This window comes from Rhodoferax antarcticus ANT.BR, from assembly GCF_001938565.1.
GTDB lineage: Bacteria > Pseudomonadota > Gammaproteobacteria > Burkholderiales > Burkholderiaceae_C > Rhodoferax > Rhodoferax antarcticus.
The window spans coordinates 451093-471863 of the sequence record NZ_MSYM01000013.1; the positions used below are offsets into that span (position 1 = coordinate 451093).

The window sequence follows — 20771 nt, forward strand, 5'->3', positions numbered from 1 at the left end:
TGGACGGTGGATGCTACTACGCGCACCGGTGAGGTGCGTGTGCCCTGGCGTTGGATCAACCCAAGTCAAGCGGAATGTGACGGGCTAATGCAGCCTGCCCATCACCCTCCAAGACTCAAAAAGCCAAAACCCAACAGGCTCAATGAGTATATGAAAAATAAGCCTCCAGCCCTTATAAATAAAGGGCCATTAGCTATTAAATAAGAAAAAGCTGGCGCAGACCGGCAGCCATGCAGTGGTGTGCTTGAGCACTTCCCTGGTTGTCTTGGGACCCGGCGCGCTGGTGGGCTTCTTGAACAGCATGATTTTCGGCTTGAGGCGTAGGGCCGACGCACCGGGGTTTACACTGGAAAAGCATTTTGAGACCCCCAGCCCTAATGACCAAACAGACAACCGCTATGAATTTGATATGAGCTTGCAAATTGTGACGCCTGAAAAAGCGGGCCTGAGCACCGACCGCCTGAAGCGCTTGATGGGCGTGTTGCAGCGCGAGGTGGACGCCAAGCGTCTGCCCGGCGCGGTGGTGGTGGTAGCGCGCCATGGCAAAACCGCACTGTTTGAGAGTGTTGGCGAGCTCAGCCCCATCACGGGTGAAACCATGCGCTGTGACGCGCGCTTTCGCATCTATTCCATGACCAAGCCGATCGTCTCGGTAGCGGCCATGATGCTGGTGGAAGATGGGCGCCTGCTGCTGGCCGATGCGGTGGCCAAGCACCTGCCAGAGTTTGCGGGGCAGCAGGTGGCGGCTGCATCGGGCGAGGTGCCGGTGCAGCGCGATGCCACCGTGCACGACCTGCTGCGCCACACCGCCGGCATGACTTACGAGTTTCTGGGCAGCGGCCCGGTGCAGCGGCAATATGCCCAGTTGCGCCTGGGTTCGCGCGATCGCAGCCTGGCGGACTTTACCCACAGCCTGGCCAGCTTGCCGCTGCTGTTTCAACCCGCCAGCGTGTTTGAGTACAGCCGCGCCACCGATGTGCTGGGCCGGGTGATTGAAGTGATTTCTGGCCAAAGCCTGCAGGATTTTTTAAACGAGCGCGTGTTCGCGCCGCTGCGCATGCCTGACACCTCGTTCACCGTGCCGCCCGAATTTCACGGTCACATTGCCGAGCCGTTTGCGCGCGACCCAGAGGGCGGCCTACAGATGAAGGTGATTGACGTGCGCACCGACGCCGCGCTGGCCTCGGGCGGCGGTGGCCTGATCTCCACCGCGCAGGATTACGCTCGCTTTTTGCAATTTATGCTCAATCGCGGCGAACTTGATGGGCAACGCCTGCTCGGCCCGCAAACTATTGACTTCATGACCACCGATCACTTGGGTGACCTCCCGGTGGCAGCGGGCGGCTCGCGTGCGTTGCTGCCGCCCGGCCATGGTTTTGGCCTAGGTTACGCGGTGCGCAAACAGCTCGGTGTGGCGCCGGTGCCGGGCTCAGCGGGTACCTACTTCTGGGGCGGTCTGGCGGGCACCTCGTTTTTTGTCGACCCCAAACTGGACCTGTTTGGCATCCTGATGCTGCAGGCGCCTAATCAGCGCGAGTATTTCCGCATGCTGTTTCGCAACATGGTGTACGCGGCGGTGCTTGACTGAGCAGGACATCCCGCTGCCCTTTTAGTTCTTTCCGATAGCTGTCCTCCATTTGAGTCTTGACTTTTGACCGCGTCGCGGTTTGTTCTTTCGCCTCCATGCCGATGAGTGGAGCAGAGCCCCCGCAATTGACTTTGAAACTGGCTGTTGTAATGCTGACTTTGACTTTAGCCCGATGGTGCCTCGGGTGCGCCGCAGGCCGTTCACGCAGGCGACAAGAGAGTGGCTTGCCGTACAGCGGCGGGCATTCCAGCGAAGTCGCGCTATGAATGACAATCGCGGGTTAATTCAATTGATCGAACCGATCCCCGCCATGACCGAATCCCTTCCCGAATCCACCACGCCTATCACCGAGGTCGTTGATCAGCACGTTGAGACCGCCAGCCCTGGCGCAGTTGCTAAAGCGCCAGAACAAGCCAAAAGCAGAGGTAAAGGCCGTTTTGCTAGCGCCCAGCCGGTGCTTGAAAAGTTGTTTGAGCTTTACCCGCCACTGTTTGGCCAGCGCTTCGTACCGCTCAAACTGGGTATTTTTCAGGAATTGATGGCCGCCCAGCCGGAGGTGTTTTTGCGCGACGACCTCAAACTGGCACTCGGTGTGCACACCCGTTCTACCCGCTATCTGCAAAGTGTGGCGGCAGGCTTGCCGCGCCATGACCTGGACGGCAAGCCGGTCGAGCCAGTCGCACCAGAGCACGTGGTGCTGTCATGCATCGAACTGTTTCGGCGTCGCCAAGCACGCGGCGCAGACGCTGCGCCGGCCAAACTGCGCCAGCAATTGCTGGGGGCGTATCACCACAGTGGGATGTCGCGGCTGGATTTTCTGTCGCGGCTGACCACGCTGGACGAGCCGATGACCGCGCTGATGGACGAGGTCATGGCCGAGGTCGACCAGCAGCGCGCGCGCCAAGCCGCCTTACTCAAGGCGTTTGAGGCCAGCGGCAAATCGGCGGAAGATTTTGCGGCCGAGTTGGGCATGGATGCCAGTCTGATCCGCAATGCGGTGAGCCAGCGCCAAGCGGGTTAACGCAGCGCCAGGCAGCATTGGCGGCGTTTGGCGCCGACCCTACTGGCGGCGTGACGCTGGCGCGGCTCTGGGGGCGACCGAGCCCTTCAAAGCCTCTGCACGCCCGGCCCATCGCCGGGAACCGGGCCGTCGGGGTTTTTCGGTGTTAGTCCTCACCCACTGGCAAGCAAGAGCAAAACAGGTTGCGGTCGCCATAGACGTTGTCGATGCGACCCACCGGCGGCCAGTATTTGCTGTGCTTAAGGCTGGGCACTGGAAACGCTGCCAGCCCACGTGGATAGGGCTTGGCCCACTCTGAATCCAGTAGCGCTGCAGCGGTGTGGGGTGCATTTTTCAGCGGATTGTTGTCCTGCGGCCACTCACCGCTTTGCACCTTGGCGATTTCGCCGCGGATGGCGATCATGGCGTCAATGAAGCGGTCAAGCTCGGCCAGGGACTCACTCTCGGTAGGTTCCACCATCAGCGTGCCGGGCACCGGAAAACTCAGCGTCGGCGCGTGAAACCCGTAGTCCATCAAGCGTTTTGACACGTCTTCGGCGCTGATGCCGTTGGCGCCACCGGTGGTCTCTTTCAGCGGACGCACGTCCAGAATGCACTCGTGCGCCACGCGGCCGGGTTGGCCGTCCACCGGCACACTGGTGTAAAGCGTCGGATAGTGGTCTTTGAGGCGCACGCTGATGTAGTTGGCGCTCAGGATGGCGACCTCTGACGCGGCTTTGAGGCCCGCCGCACCCATCATCCGGCAGTACATCCAGCTAATTGGCAGCACCGCCGCATTGCCTAGTGGCGCGGCTGAGACGGCGCCAACGCGGCAGCCCTCACCCCGACCCTCTCCCGGTGGGAGAGGGCGTGATGAAGACGCGGCGTGCCCAGGCAAAAAGGGCACCAGATCCGCCACCACACACACCGGTCCAACGCCAGGGCCGCCACCGCCGTGCGGGATGCAGAAGGTTTTGTGCAGGTTCAGGTGGCTTACGTCGCCGCCAAATTCGCCGGGCGCGGCCAAGCCGACCAACGCGTTCATGTTGGCGCCGTCCACATACACCCGACCACCGTGGCTATGCACCAGCGCGCACAGATCTTTCACGTTGGTCTCGAACACGCCGTGGGTGCTGGGGTAGGTGATCATCATGGCCGCCAAATGGGCGCTGTGCTGCTCGCACTTGGCTGTCAGGTCGGCCATGTCGACATTGCCCAGTGCGTCGCAGGCGGTGACCACCACTTTCATGCCGACCATGGTGGCGCTCGCCGGATTCGTGCCGTGGGCGCTGCTCGGGATCAGGCAGACATGGCGGTGGCTCTCGCCGCGCGAGGCGTGAAAGCCGCGAATTGCCAGCATGCCGGCGTATTCCCCCTGGCTGCCGGCATTGGGCTGCAGGCTGACGCCGGCATAACCGGTCGCCTGGCACAGCCAGGCACGCAGTTGCGCGTCCAACTCGGCGTAACCCTGGCGCTGGTTGGCTGGCGCAAAAGGGTGAATCGACGCAAACTCTGGCCAGGTGATCGGAATCATCTCACTGGTGGCGTTGAGCTTCATGGTGCAACTGCCCAGCGGGATCATGCTGCGGTCCAGCGCCAGATCAAAGTCGCTCAGGCGGCGGATGTAGCGCAGCATGCCGGTCTCTGAATGGTGGCTGTTGAACACCGGGTGGGCCAGGTAGGGGCTGGTACGTAGCAGGCGCGCTGGCAGCAAGGAGTCGGCCAGCGGCTCGACCTGGCTGAAGCTCAGGCTGCGGCCACGGCCACCGTCCTGGCCACGGCGGGCGGTATTGGGCCAGCCGCTCACCGCGTCGGCAAAGAAGGCCCACAGCGCTTCAACGTCGGCCCGCGTGGTGGTCTCATCCAGCGAGATGCCCAGCGACGTTTCAGAGACAAATCGCAGGTTAGCCCCTGCTGCTATTGCGTTAGAAGCTATGGAAAAAGTAGCGTCACTGGTTTCTACGGTGAGCGTGTCAAACGCGGTGGTGTTGGCCACGGTGTAGCCGAGCGACGCCAGACCTGCGGCCAACACGGCGGTAAGTGCCGCCACGCGCTGCGCGATGCGCTTGAGGCCAACCGGGCCGTGGTACGCCGCGTACATGCTGGCAATCACGGCCGGCAACACCTGCGCGGTGCAGATGTTGGAGGTGGCTTTTTCGCGGCGGATGTGCTGCTCGCGGGTTTGCAGCGCCAGCCGGTAGGCCGGGTTGCCATGCACGTCCACGCTTACGCCGACCAAGCGGCCTGGCATTGATCGTTTGAATTCATCACGGCAGGCCATGTAGGCGGCGTGCGGGCCACCGTTGCCCATGGGCATGCCAAAACGCTGGGTGGTGCCAATGGCAATGTCGGCACCGAGCTCACCTGGCGGCGTTAACAGGGTGAGCGCCAGCAGGTCGGCGGCCATGATCACCACGCCGCCCTTGTGTTTGTAGTTGGTAATCCATTCGCGGTCGTCACGCACCTCGCCGCTTAGACCCGGGTATTGCAGTAACAGCGCAAAACTCTCGTCGGCCAGGGCCTCGTCGCCGCTGCAGGTCTTGACGGTGATGCCCAGCGGCTTGGCGCGGGTGCGGATCACTTCCAGCGTTTGTGGCAGCACCTCGTCGTCGACAAAAAAAGTGGTCGATTTGGACTTGCCTGCACGCATGGCCAGCGTCATGGCTTCAGCGGCGGCGGTGGCTTCGTCAAGCATCGAGGCATTGGCCATGGGCATGCCGGTCAGGTCGGTGATCATGGTCTGGAAGTTGATCAGCGCCTCCATGCGGCCCTGGCTGATTTCGGCCTGGTAGGGCGTGTACGCGGTGTACCAGGCGGGGTTTTCCAGAATGTTGCGCAGGATCACACCAGGGGTGAAGGTGTCGTAATAGCCCTGGCCGATGTAGCTCTTAAAAACCTTGTTTTTGGCGGCGATGGCTTTGAGTTCGGCCAGTGCGGCAGCCTCGGTGATGGCGCTGGGGATGGCCATGGGTTTGCTACGGGCAATGCTGCGCGGCACGATTTCGTCGATGAGCGCGGCTCGGGATGCGGCGCCTACGGCTTGCAGCATCTGCGCTTCGTCTGCCGCACTCACGCCGATGTGGCGGGCGACGAATTCGCTGGCGTTTTCAAGTTCGTGAAGAGGGGGCGTGTGGGTCATGTCGATGGCTCGGGTTCAGTGGGCGTCAGCGGCAAAGGCGGTGTAGCTGGTTTCGTCCATCAGGCCGTCGAGATCAGACGGGTTGTCCAGCGTCATCTTGAAGAACCAGCCGGTGCTCAAAGGTTCGGAATTGGCCAGCGAGGGGTCTGCGCGCAAGGCTTCGTTGACTTCGGTGACGACGCCGTTGGCGGGCGCGTAAATGTCGGCAGCAGCTTTGACCGACTCAACCACGGCGGCGGCGTCTTTGGCGGCAAAAGTTTTGCCGACTTCGGGCAGGTCCACAAACACCACGTCGCCCAGGGCGTCTTGTGCGTGGACTGTGATGCCCACGGTGGCGTTGTTGCCGTCGATCTGGACCCATTCGTGGTCGGGGGTGAATTTGATGGTCATGAGGTGCTCCGTAAAGTGAATTGAAACGATATGAAAACTTGAACTTGAACTTGAACTTGAACTTGAACTTGAACTTGAACTGTTTGGTTTTTATCCGCAGCGCGCGTTGGGTGCGTAACTCCGCGAATGTCCCCCGGCTTGGGGCTACTACCCCAAGCCTCCTCCTTTATTTGGCAAAACCCCAAGTCCACGCTGCGCTACGCACCCAACGCACGTTGCTAGTTGTTGTTGGAAGGATCATCGTTCAGCATTGGCGATGAGACTTAGCCGCGGAAATAGTTGGTTGGCACAAACGGCATGGCAACGACTTCCATGCGCACTGGCTTGCCGCGCACGATGGCGTTGACCACCGTGCCCACAGCAGACAGCTGCGTGGGCACGTAGCCCATGGCGATGGGTTGGTCGATGGTGGGGCCAAGCAGGCCGCTGGTGACATCGCCGATGCGTGCGCCGCTCTGGTCTTGCAGCTCGGTGTGTTCGCGCACCGGAATGCGTTCCAGCGCTATGAGCCCAACGCGTTTTCTTAAGACTTTTTGGCAAAACCCCGAGTCCTGGCCTATAGCCCCCGTGGCGTCTGCGCAGGTAGCTAGTATTTTTGTAGCGCCTGGAAAGCCGCCAGCGCGTGCGCCGCCGGTGCGGCGCACCTTTTGTATGGCCCAGGCCAGGCCGGCTTCTACCGGGGTGGTGGTGGCATCGAGGTCATTGCCATACAGCGGCAGGCCGGCTTCCAGACGCAGCGAGTTGCGTGCGCCCAGGCCAATGGGCTTGACTTCGGGCTGCGCCAGCAAGGCCTTGGCCAGGGCCAACGCGTCAGAGGCGTGCACTGAGATTTCGAAACCGTCTTCGCCGGTGTAGCCGCTGCGGGTCAGGAACACGTCAACGTCCTGCGAGCCGGTGCTGACGGTGAAATGGCCGCCAGTCATGAACACCAGCTTTTCAACGCCGGGTGCCAGCCTTGAGAGCGCGGTCACTGCCTGCGGGCCTTGCAGCGCCAGCAGGGCGAATTCGGGCATGGGGATCACCTGGCAGCGCGTGCCGATCTGCGCCTGAATGTGAGCCATGTCAGCCACTTTGCAGGCGCCGTTGACGATGATAAAAATCTCATCCAAGGCTTGGCGGAAAAACATCAGGTCGTCCATGATGCCGCCCTCGTCATTGAGCAGCAGGCCGTAGCGCTGTTTGCCCACAGCCAGGTCAATCACGTCCACCGGCAGCAGGCTTTCCAGCGCGGCGGCAGCGTCCGGGCCGACCAGACGCAGTTGGCCCATGTGCGACACGTCGAACAGGCCAGCGGCGGTGCGGGTGTGTTTGTGTTCGGCCATCAAGCCCGCCGGGTATTGCACCGGCATGCTGTAGCCGGCAAACGGCACCATGCGCGCGCCTAGCGCGACATGCAGGTCATTAAGGGGAACATTCAGCAGGGTTTCAGGGGAGGCAGACATCCGTTACTCCAGGGGCAGACCAAAAAAACCATGGCAAAACAAAATGCTTTGCCACAGGCTGCCCCCGCTGTCCGCTTTACCTGAGAGATTCGCCGGGCCGTGCCCTGCCATAAGCGGCAGGCTGACTGCGGGTTGCTCCTTCGGTGGACCGTGCGCCGTGCTCTGCGCTTGGCCTCTCTCCAGTGGGGATACGTCGACTGGCTAACGCGCCAAACGACGTTTGTCAGTCCTTTTGCCTGAGCGTTCAAACTGCTGCAATCAGCGGCCCTGCGCCTTCGGCGGCTGCCCTGAAACCTGTTGGCCTGGGCGGCTCTCTCCTGACCTGCAGAATTCTACCTTCACGGTCGATAATGCAGCCTCGTTATCACTGGTTGACCCACTCTGCATGAATAACTCGAACAACTCTTTATTTCTGGGCCTGGTGTCCAACCAGACGGCTTTCATTGCCGGCATCGTGGTGTTTTTGGTGTTGGGACTGCTCGCGTTTCGGCGTGGCAAGCAAACCAAACGCGCCGAGTTCACCTGGATCGGCCTGGCGCTGATGGTGTTCCCCTACGCCGTGGCGCAGGCCTGGTTGTTGTGGCTGATCGGCGCGGGTCTGACGGCCTTGCTGCTGTTTCGCTGGAAGTAAGCGCTCTACCGACGATATTGCGACGACGTTAAGCCGATGTTGAACCCACGCTATCGTCTTACTGGTTTGCCCTGGCTGGGTGCTTTGGCGCTCGGTCTGACGCTGGTGTTAGCGGGTTGCGGCACAGCACCCACCCAGCAACGCGGTGGGCAGTCTTCTCCAGCGCCGATCCTTTATGGCAGCGCCGCGGATGCTATCAATATTCCTTCGCGCCTGCAGCCCGAGCAGGCCAACGATGTCACGTTATATGCGCTGGGGCTGGTCGGCACGCCCTACCGTTATGGCGGCAACACCCCTGCGAGTGGCTTTGATTGCAGTGGCCTGATCAGGCACGTGTACCAGTCGCGTGCAGGGGTTGCTGCGCCGCGCACGGTGGCCAAGTTGCAGTACTGGGGCGAACCCGTGCCGGGGGAAGCGCTGCGCTCGGGTGACCTGGTGCTGTTTGCCAAGCGCGGCGCGCCTACCCACGCCGGCATTTATGTGGGTGAAGGGCGTTTTGTGCACGCACCGTCTACCGGCGGCGAGGTTCGGCTGGACAGCTTGAACTCGCGCTACTGGGCTGCGCAACGCCTGGCGTTTCGCCGGCCCTGACAAAGCGGCTTGCGCTGCGCTTCTTCAGCCGATCAGCGCAATGACGCTGACAAACAGAACTTTCACAGCCAGCCAAGTGCCCAGCACCACCGCCCAGGTTTTCCACGCCACGCGGGCGGCGTTAAACCGGTTTTCGGCCAGCGTGAACACCGCTGCGCAGACCGCGCCAAACGACAACCCCATCAACACCTGATCGAGCTTTTGCAGCCAGACTGGGTTGTTTTCGCTGGTGGCAGGCTGGAAAACGCTGACGATCAGCCCAAACAGCAGCCAGCGCACGGTGTAGCCGCGCCAGCGGTACCAGCGGCCTTTGGGTTGGGCCGACCAGGGGATTTTTTGCGTGACGCTGTGTGGCATCACATCGCCGCGTAGTTGGGCCCGCCGCCACCTTCGGGCGTGACCCAGACGATGTTTTGTGTGGGGTCCTTGATGTCGCAGGTTTTGCAATGCACACAGTTTTGTGCATTGATCTGCAGCTTGTCAGCACCCGCAGCGTCTTTGATGAACTCGTAAACCCCGGCCGGGCAGTAGCGTGCCTCGGGGCCAGCGTATTTAGCCAGGTTGGTGGCCACCGGCACGCTGCCGTCTTTAAGCGTCAGGTGCGCGGGCTGGTTTTCTTCGTGGTTGACGTTGCTAATGAAAATGCTGGAGTTGCGGTCAAAGGTCAGCTTGCCATCCGGCTTGGGGTAATCAATCGGTTTGCAATCGGCGGCAGGCTTCAGGTAGGCGTAGTCGGGCTTGTCGCGGCGGATCGTCCAGGACATGTTGCCTTTCAGGCCAAACTGCTCCAGACCGTTCATCAGCGTGCCCACGCGCAGACCATATTTAAACCAGGCCTTGAAGTTGCGCGCCTTGTTGAGTTCGGTGTACAACCAGCTTTGCTTGAAGGCTTGCGGGTAGGCGGTCAGCTCATCGTGCTGGCGGCCAGCGGTGACGGCCTCAAACGCCGCTTCTGCCGCCAGCATGCCGGACTTGATCGCAGCGTGCGTGCCCTTGATGCGGCTGACGTTCAGGAAGCCCGCATCGCAGCCCACCAGCGCGCCGCCGGGGAATACCGTCTTTGGCAAAGATAAAAGGCCGCCAGCCGTTATGGCGCGTGCGCCATAAGCTATTCTTTTTGCAGTGACTTCGCCTTTTGAGTTTTCCAAATACCAGCGGATGTTGGGGTGCGTCTTCCAGCGCTGGAATTCCTCGAACGGGCTCAGGTACGGGTTTTCATAGTTCAGCCCGGTTATGAACCCCAGGGCTATTTTGTTGTCTTCCATGTGGTACATGAAAGAGCCACCGTAGGTTTTGTTGTCCATTGGCCAGCCAGCGGTGTGCAGCACCAGGCCGGGTTGGTGGCGCCCCGGCTCCACTTCCCACAGTTCCTTGATACCGATGCCGTAGCTCTGCGGGTCGCAGCCCGCATCAAGCTTGAATTTTTCGATGAGCTGCTTGCCCAGGTGACCACGCGAGCCTTCGGCAAACACGGTGTATTTGCCCAGCAGTTCCATGCCGATCTGGAAGTTGCCACCGGGCTCACCATTTTTCTCAATGCCCATGTTGCCGGTGGCGACACCGCGCACTGAACCTGTGTCGTCGTACAGCACTTCAGCTGCGGCAAAACCGGGGAAGATTTCCACGCCCAGGTTTTCAGCCTGTGCGGCTAGCCAGCGGGTGAGGGCGCCCAGGCTGATGATGTAGTTGCCGTGGTTCTGGCTGCATTCGGGCAGGAACATGTTGGGCGTGCGGTAGGCACCACCTTCGCTCAGGAACAGCATGGCCTCGTCGGTCACCGGCTGGTTCAGCGGTGCGCCCATGGCTTTCCAGTCGGGCAAGAGTTCGGTGAGTGATCCGGGGTCTAGCACCGCACCGGAAAGGATATGTGCGCCGGGCTCGGAGCCTTTTTCCAGCACCACCACCGAAATTTCCTTGCCCTGCTCAGTGGCGAGTTGTTTCAGGCGAATGGCGGTGGCCAGGCCGGCTGGGCCACCGCCGACAACGACGACGTCGTATTCCATCGATTCGCGTGGGCCAAATTGGGCCAGGATGTCCTCTGGTGTCATGGTGTTCTCGCTAATAATGGTCCAAGGGAGGCGCGTGCACGCCCATGGAATGATTGTCGAAGATAAAACGAATTTAAAAGTCGGGTGTGCTCATAATAGAACGATCGTTCTATTTGCTCTGTACTCTGGAGAGAAAAACATGTCTTACAACATTGATTTATCGGGCCGTGTGGCCCTGATCACCGGCGCGTCCAGTGGACTGGGCGCCCAGTTTGCGCGCACTTTGTCGGCGGCCGGTGCGGCCGTCGTGCTGGCGAGTCGGCGGGTTGAAAAGCTGAAAGAATTGCGCGCCCAGATTGACGGCGAGGGTGGTGATGCGCACGTGCTGGAACTCGATGTAACCGACCAAGCCTCCATCAAATCCGCAGTGGCGCATGCCGAAACCGAGGTGGGTTCCATCGACATTCTGATCAACAACTCGGGCGTTAGCACCACCCAGCGCCTACAGGATGTGACCGAGGAAGACTTTGACTTCATATTTGACACCAACATCAAAGGCGCATTTTTCGTGGCGCAAGAGGTGGGTAAACGCATGTTGGCACGCTCGCAAGGCTCCGCGCCGGGCTCGTTCACCGGTGGGCGCATCATCAACGTAGCCTCAGCGGCGGGGCTGCGCGTGTTGCCCAAGATTGGTGTCTATGCCATGAGCAAAGCCGCCATGATCCAGATGACCCGCGCCATGGCGCTAGAGTGGGGCAAGTTTGGCATCAACGTCAACGCCATTTGCCCCGGCTACATCGACACCGAGATCAACCACCGCCACTGGCAGACCGAGGCGGGTCAGAGGCTGGTGCAAATGCTGCCACGCAAGCGCGTGGGGCAACCGCAGGACCTGGACGCGCTGCTGGTCATGCTCTGCTCGGACCAAAGCCATTTCATCAATGGCGCGGTGATCTCTGCCGATGACGGCTTCGGGATTTAATGTCGTTTCAAAACCGCCCATGGCGTTGTTGCTTCACCTTGTCGTGCTGCGGCACTGCCTGCGGCATCTGATCTAGATACGCATGATTTTGAAGAGAAATGACGCCTTGGGCATTGCTGCCGGGCTGGGGGCAGGTGCGCTGTGGGGCATGGTGTTTGTAGCGCCTCGCATGACGCCGGGGCTGACCTCGGTGGATTTGACCGCGGGGCGCTTTGTCAGTTACGGGCTGATGGCTATGGTGGTGATGCTGCTGGGGCGACGCCTGCGCAGATTGCCCACCGGGTCGCAAGCGCTCAGCGCCTTGGGCTTGAGTCTACTGGGCGCCACCGGGTATTACCTGCTGCTGGCGTCGTCCATCAGCGCGGCGGGCTCCGAGGTGCCGACGCTCATCATTGGCACCATTCCGATCTGGGTCATGCTGCTGGGCAAGCCGCTGGGGCTGAAATGGTCGGCGCTGCTGCCGGGGCTGCTGCTCACCCTGGCCGGCCTGGCGCTGATGATGCAGACTTCGCTGGCCAATGCCGTGGCTTTGCCGCTGCAGGGCCAACAATTTTGGTGGGGCGTGCTGCTGGCACTGGTGGCCATGGCCAGCTGGACGGCGTTTGCCATGCTCAACGCCAGCTGGCTCAAGCGTCACCCGCAGGTGAGTGTGACCGAGTGGTCCAACTGGCTGGGCCTGGCCACCGGCATCGGCGCCTTGCTCCTTTGGCTGTTCGCAGGTTCAACGTCAAATGAGCTTCTAGCCCTTGACAGTAAAGGGTTAGTAGTTATGGTTTGTATAGCAACGGGTGTTGGCTCCGGATGGGCTGGCAGCCTCCTCTGGAACGTGGCTAGCCGCCGCTTGAGCGTCAGCCTGGCCGGTCAACTGATCGTGAGTGAAACGCTGTTTGGGCTGTTTTATGCGTTTGTATGGGACGGGGGCTGGCCCACGCCCAGCCAATGGCTGGCCGCCGGTTTGTTCACACTGGGCATTCTGGCGTCGATCCGGGCGCACCGATGATGCGCTGGACGCCATACAACTTTGCCCAGGGTGGCATGGGTCGCTGGTTGCAGGCCACCGGCTCGCTGAGCGCGCGCCTGGCGGCCACTGGCAAAGTGTTTTCAGTACAGGTGCTGCGCCAGGGTCGGATGCCTTTGACCGAGGACGAGGCGCAAGCGCTGGGTGTTGCGGGTCCGCGCCTGGGTTATGTGCGCGAGGTGCTGCTCAAGGTGGATGGTGTCAGCGTGGTGTTTGCCCGCAGCGTGACCGCCCACGCGCACTCGCTGGGCGCTTGGCGTTCGGTGCGCGGCCTGGGCACGCGGCCGCTGGCCAATGTGCTGTTCACGCGCTCGGGCATCACCCGCCAGGCCATGCAGTACCGGCAGTTCGGCCCGCACAGTGCGTTGCTGCGCCAGGTGCAGCAGCTCTGTGCGGGCGTGCCACGAGGCTTAAGCGCGCGTCGCTCGGTGTTCATGCGCCAGTGCGCGCCCTTGCTGGTGATGGAAGTTTTTATCGCGCCACAGGCCGCTTGGCGCTGGCCCGCGGCAGTGTGGCAAATCACAGACTAGAGGACACAACCCATGAAAATTGAGCTACCTGAGCAGAAAAAACTGGTTTACCAGATGCTGATCCCGATCCGCTGGGGCGACATGGACGCGATGAACCATGTCAATAACACCGCCTATTTCAGGTATCTGGAAACCGCACGGGTGGACTGGTTGCAGTCGGTTGCCGCCATGCCGACACCCGTCGGAGAAGGCCCGGTGATCGTCAATGCGTTTTGCAACTTCTACAAGCAGTTGGAGTACCCGGGCGACGTGCTGATCAAGATGTACACCAGTGACCCGGCGCGCACCACCTTCGAGACTTGGGCCACCATGGAACGCGCTGACCGCCCCGGCACCATCTGCGCAGCCGGTGGTGCCACCACCATTTGGGTCGATTTCCCGACGCAAAAAGCGGTGACCTTGCCTGAATGGCTCCGCGCAGTGGTCAGCTAATTTTCATTTAATTCGCCTCTAGCCCTTATTCAACAAGGGCTAGAGGCTACAAAAAAATGCGTGATTAAATGGTGAAGTGACCGCTGGAAATGAAGCGGTCAACTTCGGCCTCAGCGGCCAGCCAGTCTTCCACCGGATTGCCCAGCGTGAAACCACGACGTTCTGCGATGTAGAACGCTGCTACAGCCACATAGTTGTTGCGCTGTTCAGTGCTCAGCACCGGTGCTGGCGCTGTGGACGGCTTCAGTGCGGTTTTTGTCGCGGGGATCTTTTTGGCAACTGGCGCTTTGGGAGCAGCTTCCTTTGTCGCAACCGCTGGCTTGGTGACAGCCTTTTTGGCTGCGGGTACAGCAACGGCAGGGGCAGCAATGGGCTTCTTAGGTGTGGTGGCCATGGTTTCTCCTTCGGTTTTGAACTCGGATGCGAGTGGGGTTGGACTGTATCAAAACTGTGTGACACAAGCCCAGATACTTTTAGCAATATTCATACCAACAGCGTGCGCTAACCGGCCATCAATTTGTGCACCAGGTCGCCGGTGTTGGAAGCGGCGTATTTTCGCATCAGTTTGGCGCGGTAGATTTCCACCGTGCGGTGGCTGATCAGCAGCGCGCGCCCGATCTCTTTACTCGTCAAGCCATCCATCAGCAGCGTGGCCACCTCGCGCTCGCGGGCGGTGAGCTCGGCTTTCACCGGGCGGCGCGCGCTCAAATCTTCAAAAGTCCAGATGCCGGCTTCGTGCGGGCTGAGTAGGTTCAGCGCGCGCCCAGTCACATGGCACCAGAAGGTTTCGCCCTTGAGGCGCCCGTCCAAGCGCTTCATGATGCGGTCGTCTGAATAGGTGCCGTTGCGGTTGAGCAGCGGGGCAATGCGTGCACCGGTGCGCTCAAACTCGGCGGCGCTGGGGTAAAGCACCTGAAACGACTGGCCCACCAATTGCTCCAGGCGCGCGCCAAACATCTCGCACAGGTGGCGGTTGCAGTCAACCATGGTGCGGTTGCGCGACACAGCCAGGCCCACGGGAGCCATGTCAAAGGCCTGGCGGTAATCAAGGGTGTCCATGCGGCAAATATTTGGGCAACTAAGGGTTGTACTTTACGGAAAACTACGTAGCTGGCTAGGTAGTATGCTAGCCACAGATCGACTTCTATGGAGAACCAGGCGTGAACAAAATTTATCCTGATGCAGCGGCTGCGTTGAAAGGCATTGTCCGAGACGGCCAGTTGCTGGCCGTAGGCGGCTTTGGCCTGTGCGGCATTCCCGAGGCACTGATCGACGCGCTGCGCGACAGCGGCAAAAAAGACCTGACGGTAATTTCCAACAACGCGGGTGTGGACGGTTTTGGCCTGGGCCGGCTGCTGGAAACCCGGCAGATCAAAAAGATGATTTCCAGCTATGTGGGCGAAAACAAGGAGTTCGAGCGCCAGTACCTGGCCGGTGAACTGGAGCTGGAATTCACCCCGCAAGGCACGCTGGCTGAAAAGCTGCGCGCTGGTGGTGCCGGTATTCCGGCGTTTTACGTGCGCACCGGTGTCGGTACGCTGGTGGCCGAGGGCAAGGAAAACCGCGTGTTTGACGGCCACGCCCATATTCTGGAGCACTCGTTGGTGCCCGACGTGTCACTGATCAAAGCGTACAAAGCCGACAAAAGCGGCAACCTGATCTTCAGGCGCACCGCGCGAAACTTTAACCCGGCAGTGGCCATGGCCGGCAAGATCACTGTGGTGGAGGTTGAGGAGATTGTTGAAACCGGCACCTTTGACCCCGACGCAGTGCATTTGCCCGGCATCTACGTGAACCGCATCGTGCTCAATGCCGCGCCTGAGAAGCGCATTGAGAAGCGCACCATTCGCTGAGCTCTTGCGCTCTTCTCAACCGATTAAATAAAGGAGCCTGATCATGGCCTGGACACACGACGAAATGGCGGCCATTGCAGCCAATGAATTGCAGGACGGTTTTTATGTGAACCTGGGCATTGGCCTGCCCACTATGGTGGCCAACCATGTGCCGCCCGATGTGGAGGTGTGGCTGCAAAGCGAAAACGGCATGCTCGGTATTGGCCCGTTTCCCACCGAAGACGAGGTCGACGCCGACCTGATCAACGCCGGCAAGCAAACCGTGACCACGCTGCCGGGCTCGGCCATCTTTGGCAGCCACGACAGCTTTGCCATGATCCGTGGCGGCAAGATCAACCTGAGCATTTTGGGCGCCATGCAGGTCAGTGAGCGTGGCGATCTGGCCAACTGGATGATCCCCGGCAAGATGGTCAAAGGCATGGGCGGCGCCATGGACCTGGTGGGCGGCGTGCGCAGCGTGGTGGTTCTGATGGAGCATGTGGCGAAGAAAAAAGACGGCGGTTTTGACTTGAAAATTCTGCCCGATTGCACCCTGCCACTAACCGGCGTGGGCGTGGTGGACCGCATCATCACCGACCTGGCGGTGATGGACATCACCCCCCACGGTGTCAAGGTGGTGCAGCGCGCACCGGGGGTCTCCATGCAAGAGTTGCAAGAGAAAACCGGCGTGCCGCTACACTGAACCGCCTAGCACAATCAGCCTACGGCCTGGCCTGCAGATGCGGGTGCAGGCCGTTTTTGTCGCTGACACGCTCGTTTAGAAAAAGGTAAATACATGAAATTTCGCACGTTTTCGCTGCTCCTGGTTTTGGCGCTGATTGCCGCATTTACTCTGCTGAACTGGCAGATCATCATGGCGCCGACCGCGCTGTCTCTGGGCGTGGCCCAGGTGCAGGCGCCATTGGGCTTGATCATGCTGGGGCTGATGGTGGCATTGATCGCGCTGTTTCTGGTGTACTTGCTGTACCTGCAAACCACGGTGATGTTTGACGCCCGCGCCCATGCCAAAGAGCTGCAAACCAACCGCAAGCTCGCCGACGAGGCCGAGGCCTCACGCTTTACCGAGTTGCGCAGCTTTTTGGACCTTGAATTCAAACGCATGGACCTGGCCGATATTGCCGCCAAGGCCGCCTTGACCACCCGCATCGACCAGCTTGAGCGCGACCTGCGCTTGTCAGTGGAGCAGTCGGGCAACTCGCTGGCCGCCAGCATGGCCGAGATGGATGACCGCATGCGTGCAGGTGGCAGCAACCTGCGCTGACGCGCCACGCCAGCGGAACCAGGCCATGCCATGGCTGTATCTGAGCATCGCCATTGTGTTTGAGGTGGTGGCCACCTCCGCGCTCAAATCGTCGGAAGGTTTCACCCGCCTGACCCCCTCGCTGTTGGTGGTGGTGGGCTATGGTGTGGCGTTTTATTGCCTGTCGGTCGCGCTTCGCAGCATGCCATTGGGCATCATTTACGCCATCTGGTCGGGCGCCGGCATTGTGCTGATGACCCTGGTGGGATGGCTGGTGTATGGCGAAACGCTGGGTTGGATGGCGCTGCTGGGCATGGGGCTCATCACCGTCGGGGTGATTATTTTGAATGCGGTGGCCTGATGGTTTGACCGGCTATGCCACGACCCGACCGCCAAACGGCATGCGCGAGCGTGCCACCACGCGCAGCAACACCACCAGTGCCAGTGCGGCAATGGTCAGGCCCAGAATCAGCGCGATCCAAAAGCCTTGCGCGCCCATCGCCTGCGCAGGCCGCCAAGGCATCCAATCGGGTGCCAGACCCAGCACATAACCCAACGGCAGCGCAAACACCCAAAACGCGGTGAGGTGAATCACCATAGGTGCACGGGTTACCTTGTAGCCGCGAATGGCGCAACTGGTGATGACTTGCGTGGCGTCCGAGAGCTGAAACACTGCCGCCCACAGCAACAACTGTGCCGCCAGCGCGATCACCGCCGCATCGTTGGTGTAGAGGCTGGCAATCGGCTTGGCCAGCAGCGCAATACCCGCGGCTGACAGCACGGCAAACACCAGCCCCAACGCCACCCCCACCCAAGCCTGATAGCGCGCCAGCACCGGGTCTCCGGCGCCGAGCGACTGCCCCACGCGCGTCATCAGCGCTAGCCCCACACTCAAGGGCACCATGAACACCAGCGAGGTGAAGTTCAGCGCAATCTGGTGCGCCGCCATCTGCGTGCTGCCAAACACGGCAATCAGCAGTGCGATCAGGCTGAAGGCGCTGCTCTCGGCAAAATAGGTGATACCAATCGGCATCCCCAACTTCAACAGGGGGCGAATCTCGCGCCAGATCGGTGGCTCGAACCGGACCAGCGGCCAGGTGCTGCGGTAGGCGCTGGCGCGCTGCATCCACCACACCAACGTCAGCAGGTTGAACGCCACCGTGATCAGCGTGGCCCAAGCGCAACCCAGGCCGCCCATGCGCGGAAAACCCCAGTTGCCAAATACCAGCAAGCTGTTGACGCCGATGTTGATCAGCAGCGAGAGCAGGGCAATCACCATCAACGGCTTGGTCTGGTTGATGCTGGTGCTGTAGCCGTACAACACCCGGTACATCGCAAACAGCGGCAGCGCAAAGCTGGTAATCAGCACAAAACCTTTGGCCAGGTCGCGCACATACGGCTCAAGCAGCATGTGATCGAACAACAGCGCGGCCGCATTGGCTATCAGCATCGCCATCAGCCCCATGCCGAGCGCCTTCCACAGCGCCTGGCGCACCACCCGCGGCACGCCAGCCAGGTCGCCCGCGCCCACCTGGTGCGCCACCATCGGGTTCACGCTCATCATCACCCCCAACAAGCTGATCATCAGCATGTTCCAGATCGACACTCCCAGCGACACCCCAGCCAGATCCTGCGCCGAGGCATGCCCGGCCATGGCCACGTCCACCACCGCCATACCCACGGTGGCCAACTGCCCCACCAGAATCGGCCAAGCCAGCCGCCACAGGCCGCGCAGCTCGGCCTGCAGACGCCAGCGCGAGGCCGGGTGATGGAAAAGATGTTTGAGAGGGCTTATCAAAATAGATAGCTGTCAGCGCTTGTTTTATAAAGGCTAGAGCGGGTTTTTATGTAAAAGTTGGGGCCAATCCGGCTGCCTGGCTGCGTGGCCAGGTGGATGCTTCAGTCGGGGAGGGCGGAATTTAGTGACCCTTGAGGCAGAGAGTAGGGCCGGGGCTGTCTAAGCGGGGGCTAGTCATAGGAGTTGAACGGGTTCAGCAGCGGCACATTGAAACCAGCGAAGTCTTGGGTGTTGCGGGTCACCACAATCAGGTGGTGGGTCAGCGCTGTGGCGGCAATCATGGCGTCTTCAAACAACGCATCAGAGCGCCGATGCAGCAGTTTGGCCCACAGTCTGAAGATGGCAACATCCACGGGCAAGATGTTGTGAACGTTGCTCAGGCGGCCCGCCCATTGCGAGATTTCAAGCGCTTTGGGCGCGTTCTGTTCACGCGTGAGTTCAATGCCACGCTGAATTTCCCCCAGGGTGACCGCTGAAATATACAGATCAGATTCTGCTGTGCCCTGCAGCCACGCCAGCACGCCGACGTGTGGCTTGGCTTTGCGCAGTTCTGAAATCACATGGGTGTCTAGCAGATACATCAAAAGCTCTCCGGGGCGCGGGTTGGCGTTTGGCCGCGCGGCACGGTCGGCAAGTCAAACCGAGCTTCAGGGTCCAGCAAAACTTGCTTGAGTGAGGGTCGGCTGCTGGCCTGCATTTGCCGCCACTGTTCCACTGGCACCAAAACGGCGGCATCCAGGCCGCGCTTGGTTACCAACTGCGGGCCGTCGCTCAGGCAGGCTTGTAAAAATTCGCTGAAACGCGCTTTCGCATCTTGAACCGGCCAAGTGTTCATCAGTTCATACTCCGCTAACTGGTTTGTAGTCTGACTAGTTTACCCGGATTGGATCGTTACGGGTCCGTCATGTTGCATACGCGCAGAGGGCCGTCACCATGGGTCTTTATCTGGCTACACCCGGCCCATGGCTGCCTGTGATTGGTCGGCGGCGAACAGCGCCAGTGCTGCGAAAGCGGGTGCACAATTTGACAGATAGAAATCACGAAATCGACCAGAACCGGGCGGTCACAAACGAAGGCTAACGGGCAGGCACTTTGTCAAGTTTTCGCCGCAACGAGCGACACTGATTATTTCCATTGCGGGTAATGACGGAGCTTGAATTTCTTGGGAATGCGTAGTCATCGCGTGCGAGCGTAAAAACGCAGAGAGTTCCCCAAGAGTTCGCAGCGTTTGCTAGCCCTTGCGTCGCAGACGCCCCGAGAGCTTCAGACCATCACGAAAATTCAGCGCCATCAGACTGAAGTTGGCAGCACCCGCTACCAGCCCCACTATCTGCAGCGCATAAAAGGTCAGATCCATCTCGCCCGCAGCGGCCTTGCCATAGAGGTAAAAGGCGCAGGGCAACAGGATCAACAGGCCGTTGGCGGCAATGATCTGCATGCGCATCTTCTTGCCCGCCAACAAGTTGCCTTTTCGTTCGCCCGATAACGCAAAACCGCTGCCGCCGGTAACCGCCATAGCCGAAATCATGACCCACATGGTTTGCAAAATGTTGTGCCTGACCAGCACGATGGCGTCTTGCGACAAGAACAACTCAGAGACCAGTGTGGACAACCAAAAACTGCCAATGCACAGCATGGCGATGGTTCCGGCCATCGGGTGAATGATTTTCTTTATAGACACGGTCCTTGGGCTAGATTTTGTGCGCAGTCAGCACGTTGCGCACAATCAGAAAATGCTCAGGCAACCGCGCACCAGCGCTGCACCGCCTCAGCCGTGTCAAATGGTCCCGTGTTGAAACAAATGCGTGCCTGGGGGGCATGCTCATGGACCACGTTGAGAACTTTCTCGAACAGCAGAAAGTTTTTATCGATGGTGCGCACGCCCGCACCGATCACCACACAGTCATAGCGTTTTTGCTGCAACGTGGTGCGGATCACGGCCTCTGCTGTTTCGCCAAAATCGGTGAGGCACAATTTTGCGTCGTAGCCCATGGCGTTCAGTGCGGCAATGTCCTTGTCCAGTCCGTCTTGTACTTTCTCCGCCGTCATACCGGGGAAGGCCGCGTAGGCCGGATCGGCGAAATTGATGAGTGTTGGCTGCAGGCCGACAGATAAGACAGATTTTTTCGAAGTCATGGTATTTCCTTGG

General features: G+C 60.4%; 24 protein-coding genes and 2 riboswitches. Of the genes, 12 read left to right on the forward strand and 12 right to left on the reverse strand.

Features of this window, described 5'->3' with window-relative positions; genetic code table 11:
- The first annotated feature begins 409 nt into the window (after positions 1–409).
- Together BLL52_RS10865 and BLL52_RS10870 are read left to right on the forward strand one after the other, a co-directional pair.
- Positions 410–1588 (forward strand): serine hydrolase domain-containing protein, encoded by a 1179-nt coding sequence (locus BLL52_RS10865; protein WP_075587199.1) that lies wholly within the window; start codon positions 410–412, stop codon positions 1586–1588.
- Between the two features lie 310 nt (positions 1589–1898).
- The gene (locus tag BLL52_RS10870) at positions 1899–2609 is read left to right on the forward strand and encodes a ProQ/FINO family protein (RefSeq protein WP_075587200.1); all 711 of its coding nucleotides are present in this window, start codon (positions 1899–1901) and stop codon (positions 2607–2609) included.
- Positions 2610–2754: 145 nt separating this feature from the next.
- Here BLL52_RS10870 and gcvP read toward each other — a convergent pair whose 3' ends face one another.
- The 3 genes from gcvP to gcvT form a co-directional block, all read right to left on the reverse strand.
- Positions 2755–5727 (reverse strand): aminomethyl-transferring glycine dehydrogenase, encoded by a 2973-nt coding sequence (gene gcvP / locus BLL52_RS10875; RefSeq protein ID WP_075586677.1) that lies wholly within the window; start codon positions 5725–5727, stop codon positions 2755–2757.
- A gap of 15 nt (positions 5728–5742) precedes the next feature.
- Positions 5743–6117, reverse strand: coding sequence for a glycine cleavage system protein GcvH (gcvH, locus tag BLL52_RS10880; protein ID WP_075586678.1), 375 nt, complete (start codon positions 6115–6117; stop codon positions 5743–5745).
- Positions 6118–6380: 263 nt separating this feature from the next.
- Positions 6381–7559: a glycine cleavage system aminomethyltransferase GcvT gene (gene gcvT, locus BLL52_RS10885; RefSeq protein ID WP_075586679.1), complete on the reverse strand. Its 1179-nt coding sequence runs from the start codon at positions 7557–7559 to the stop codon at positions 6381–6383.
- 57 nt (positions 7560–7616) lie between these two features.
- Positions 7617–7752: riboswitch (glycine riboswitch) on the reverse strand.
- Between the two features lie 21 nt (positions 7753–7773).
- A riboswitch (glycine riboswitch) is annotated at positions 7774–7889 on the reverse strand.
- Between the two features lie 55 nt (positions 7890–7944).
- On the opposite strand from gcvT, the gene BLL52_RS10890 reads away from it, so the two are divergent.
- Positions 7945–8190 (forward strand): hypothetical protein, encoded by a 246-nt coding sequence (locus tag BLL52_RS10890; RefSeq protein ID WP_075586680.1) that lies wholly within the window; start codon positions 7945–7947, stop codon positions 8188–8190.
- Positions 8191–8226: 36 nt separating this feature from the next.
- Complete coding sequence (locus BLL52_RS10895; RefSeq protein WP_075586681.1) at positions 8227–8781, forward strand: C40 family peptidase; 555 nt, start codon at positions 8227–8229, stop codon at positions 8779–8781.
- Positions 8782–8805: 24 nt separating this feature from the next.
- Here BLL52_RS10895 and BLL52_RS10900 read toward each other — a convergent pair whose 3' ends face one another.
- The gene (locus BLL52_RS10900) at positions 8806–9138 is read right to left on the reverse strand and encodes a hypothetical protein (protein ID WP_075586682.1); all 333 of its coding nucleotides are present in this window, start codon (positions 9136–9138) and stop codon (positions 8806–8808) included.
- Positions 9138–10829 carry an electron transfer flavoprotein-ubiquinone oxidoreductase gene (locus BLL52_RS10905; protein ID WP_075586683.1) on the reverse strand — a complete coding sequence of 564 codons (1692 nt, stop codon included), beginning with the start codon at positions 10827–10829 and terminating at the stop codon, positions 9138–9140. Before BLL52_RS10905 ends, BLL52_RS10900 begins: the two co-directional genes overlap by 1 nt.
- Before the next feature lie 139 nt (positions 10830–10968).
- Between BLL52_RS10905 and BLL52_RS10910 the strand changes: the two genes are divergently transcribed.
- From BLL52_RS10910 to BLL52_RS10925, 4 genes are all read left to right on the forward strand, one after another.
- Entirely contained in the window at positions 10969–11751 is a 783-nt protein-coding gene (locus BLL52_RS10910; protein ID WP_075586684.1) for an SDR family oxidoreductase, read from the forward strand.
- 82 nt (positions 11752–11833) lie between these two features.
- A complete protein-coding gene (locus BLL52_RS10915) occupies positions 11834–12751 on the forward strand; it encodes a DMT family transporter (RefSeq protein WP_075586685.1) in 918 nt (305 codons plus the stop codon).
- Positions 12751–13299: a chorismate--pyruvate lyase family protein gene (locus tag BLL52_RS10920; protein ID WP_158025687.1), complete on the forward strand. Its 549-nt coding sequence runs from the start codon at positions 12751–12753 to the stop codon at positions 13297–13299. The genes BLL52_RS10915 and BLL52_RS10920 overlap by 1 nt, the downstream gene beginning before the upstream one ends.
- 12 nt (positions 13300–13311) lie before the next feature.
- The gene (locus tag BLL52_RS10925; RefSeq protein WP_075586686.1) at positions 13312–13731 is read left to right on the forward strand and encodes an acyl-CoA thioesterase; all 420 of its coding nucleotides are present in this window, start codon (positions 13312–13314) and stop codon (positions 13729–13731) included.
- Positions 13732–13795: 64 nt separating this feature from the next.
- Here BLL52_RS10925 and BLL52_RS10930 read toward each other — a convergent pair whose 3' ends face one another.
- On the reverse strand, positions 13796–14125 hold the full coding sequence (locus BLL52_RS10930; RefSeq protein WP_075586687.1) for a DUF2934 domain-containing protein: 330 nt from the start codon (positions 14123–14125) through the stop codon (positions 13796–13798).
- A 107-nt stretch (positions 14126–14232) separates the two neighbouring features.
- Complete coding sequence (locus BLL52_RS10935) at positions 14233–14790, reverse strand: PAS and helix-turn-helix domain-containing protein (RefSeq protein WP_075586688.1); 558 nt, start codon at positions 14788–14790, stop codon at positions 14233–14235.
- A 101-nt stretch (positions 14791–14891) separates the two neighbouring features.
- On the opposite strand from BLL52_RS10935, the gene BLL52_RS10940 reads away from it, so the two are divergent.
- The 4 genes from BLL52_RS10940 to BLL52_RS10955 all read left to right on the forward strand — a co-directional run bounded on the left by BLL52_RS10940 (position 14892) and on the right by BLL52_RS10955 (position 17185).
- On the forward strand, positions 14892–15584 hold the full coding sequence (locus tag BLL52_RS10940) for a CoA transferase subunit A (protein WP_075586689.1): 693 nt from the start codon (positions 14892–14894) through the stop codon (positions 15582–15584).
- Between the two features lie 43 nt (positions 15585–15627).
- Entirely contained in the window at positions 15628–16266 is a 639-nt protein-coding gene (locus tag BLL52_RS10945) for a 3-oxoacid CoA-transferase subunit B (RefSeq protein ID WP_075586690.1), read from the forward strand.
- 93 nt (positions 16267–16359) lie between these two features.
- On the forward strand, positions 16360–16845 hold the full coding sequence (locus BLL52_RS10950) for a Signal transduction histidine kinase (RefSeq protein WP_075586691.1): 486 nt from the start codon (positions 16360–16362) through the stop codon (positions 16843–16845).
- Positions 16846–16870: 25 nt separating this feature from the next.
- Positions 16871–17185: a DMT family transporter gene (locus tag BLL52_RS10955; RefSeq protein WP_075587202.1), complete on the forward strand. Its 315-nt coding sequence runs from the start codon at positions 16871–16873 to the stop codon at positions 17183–17185.
- A gap of 12 nt (positions 17186–17197) precedes the next feature.
- Here the strand turns inward: BLL52_RS10955 and BLL52_RS10960 are convergent, their stop codons facing one another.
- The 5 genes from BLL52_RS10960 to BLL52_RS10980 form a co-directional block, all read right to left on the reverse strand.
- Positions 17198–18622 carry an MATE family efflux transporter gene (locus BLL52_RS10960; protein ID WP_241839125.1) on the reverse strand — a complete coding sequence of 475 codons (1425 nt, stop codon included), beginning with the start codon at positions 18620–18622 and terminating at the stop codon, positions 17198–17200.
- Between the two features lie 170 nt (positions 18623–18792).
- Complete coding sequence (locus BLL52_RS10965) at positions 18793–19203, reverse strand: type II toxin-antitoxin system VapC family toxin (RefSeq protein WP_075586692.1); 411 nt, start codon at positions 19201–19203, stop codon at positions 18793–18795.
- Positions 19203–19457 carry a type II toxin-antitoxin system Phd/YefM family antitoxin gene (locus tag BLL52_RS10970; protein ID WP_075586693.1) on the reverse strand — a complete coding sequence of 85 codons (255 nt, stop codon included), beginning with the start codon at positions 19455–19457 and terminating at the stop codon, positions 19203–19205. The genes BLL52_RS10965 and BLL52_RS10970 overlap by 1 nt, the downstream gene beginning before the upstream one ends.
- 396 nt (positions 19458–19853) lie before the next feature.
- Positions 19854–20303: a hypothetical protein gene (locus BLL52_RS10975; protein WP_241839127.1), complete on the reverse strand. Its 450-nt coding sequence runs from the start codon at positions 20301–20303 to the stop codon at positions 19854–19856.
- A gap of 56 nt (positions 20304–20359) precedes the next feature.
- Complete coding sequence (locus tag BLL52_RS10980; RefSeq protein ID WP_075586694.1) at positions 20360–20758, reverse strand: hypothetical protein; 399 nt, start codon at positions 20756–20758, stop codon at positions 20360–20362.
- Positions 20759–20771: the final 13 nt, after the last annotated feature.

What these genes read in the sequence shown, in the direction of transcription:
- BLL52_RS10895 (WP_075586681.1), top strand. Translation starts at nt 8,227, where the DNA reads ATGTTGAACCCACGCTATCGTCTTACTGGTTTGCCCTGGCTGGGTGCT.
- BLL52_RS10935 (WP_075586688.1), bottom strand. Translation starts at nt 14,790, where the DNA reads ATGGACACCCTTGATTACCGCCAGGCCTTTGACATGGCTCCCGTGGGC.
- BLL52_RS10920 (WP_158025687.1), top strand. Translation starts at nt 12,751, where the DNA reads ATGCGCTGGACGCCATACAACTTTGCCCAGGGTGGCATGGGTCGCTGG.
- BLL52_RS10915 (WP_075586685.1), top strand. Translation starts at nt 11,834, where the DNA reads ATGATTTTGAAGAGAAATGACGCCTTGGGCATTGCTGCCGGGCTGGGG.
- BLL52_RS10930 (WP_075586687.1), bottom strand. Translation starts at nt 14,125, where the DNA reads ATGGCCACCACACCTAAGAAGCCCATTGCTGCCCCTGCCGTTGCTGTA.
- BLL52_RS10910 (WP_075586684.1), top strand. Translation starts at nt 10,969, where the DNA reads ATGTCTTACAACATTGATTTATCGGGCCGTGTGGCCCTGATCACCGGC.
- BLL52_RS10870 (WP_075587200.1), top strand. Translation starts at nt 1,899, where the DNA reads ATGACCGAATCCCTTCCCGAATCCACCACGCCTATCACCGAGGTCGTT.
- BLL52_RS10900 (WP_075586682.1), bottom strand. Translation starts at nt 9,138, where the DNA reads ATGCCACACAGCGTCACGCAAAAAATCCCCTGGTCGGCCCAACCCAAA.
- gcvT (WP_075586679.1), bottom strand. Translation starts at nt 7,559, where the DNA reads ATGTCTGCCTCCCCTGAAACCCTGCTGAATGTTCCCCTTAATGACCTG.
- BLL52_RS10970 (WP_075586693.1), bottom strand. Translation starts at nt 19,457, where the DNA reads ATGAACACTTGGCCGGTTCAAGATGCGAAAGCGCGTTTCAGCGAATTT.
- BLL52_RS10955 (WP_075587202.1), top strand. Translation starts at nt 16,871, where the DNA reads ATGCCATGGCTGTATCTGAGCATCGCCATTGTGTTTGAGGTGGTGGCC.
- BLL52_RS10905 (WP_075586683.1), bottom strand. Translation starts at nt 10,829, where the DNA reads ATGACACCAGAGGACATCCTGGCCCAATTTGGCCCACGCGAATCGATG.
- BLL52_RS10980 (WP_075586694.1), bottom strand. Translation starts at nt 20,758, where the DNA reads ATGACTTCGAAAAAATCTGTCTTATCTGTCGGCCTGCAGCCAACACTC.
- gcvP (WP_075586677.1), bottom strand. Translation starts at nt 5,727, where the DNA reads ATGACCCACACGCCCCCTCTTCACGAACTTGAAAACGCCAGCGAATTC.
- BLL52_RS10965 (WP_075586692.1), bottom strand. Translation starts at nt 19,203, where the DNA reads ATGTATCTGCTAGACACCCATGTGATTTCAGAACTGCGCAAAGCCAAG.
- BLL52_RS10890 (WP_075586680.1), top strand. Translation starts at nt 7,945, where the DNA reads ATGAATAACTCGAACAACTCTTTATTTCTGGGCCTGGTGTCCAACCAG.
- BLL52_RS10865 (WP_075587199.1), top strand. Translation starts at nt 410, where the DNA reads ATGAGCTTGCAAATTGTGACGCCTGAAAAAGCGGGCCTGAGCACCGAC.
- BLL52_RS10950 (WP_075586691.1), top strand. Translation starts at nt 16,360, where the DNA reads ATGAAATTTCGCACGTTTTCGCTGCTCCTGGTTTTGGCGCTGATTGCC.
- BLL52_RS10925 (WP_075586686.1), top strand. Translation starts at nt 13,312, where the DNA reads ATGAAAATTGAGCTACCTGAGCAGAAAAAACTGGTTTACCAGATGCTG.
- BLL52_RS10945 (WP_075586690.1), top strand. Translation starts at nt 15,628, where the DNA reads ATGGCCTGGACACACGACGAAATGGCGGCCATTGCAGCCAATGAATTG.
- gcvH (WP_075586678.1), bottom strand. Translation starts at nt 6,117, where the DNA reads ATGACCATCAAATTCACCCCCGACCACGAATGGGTCCAGATCGACGGC.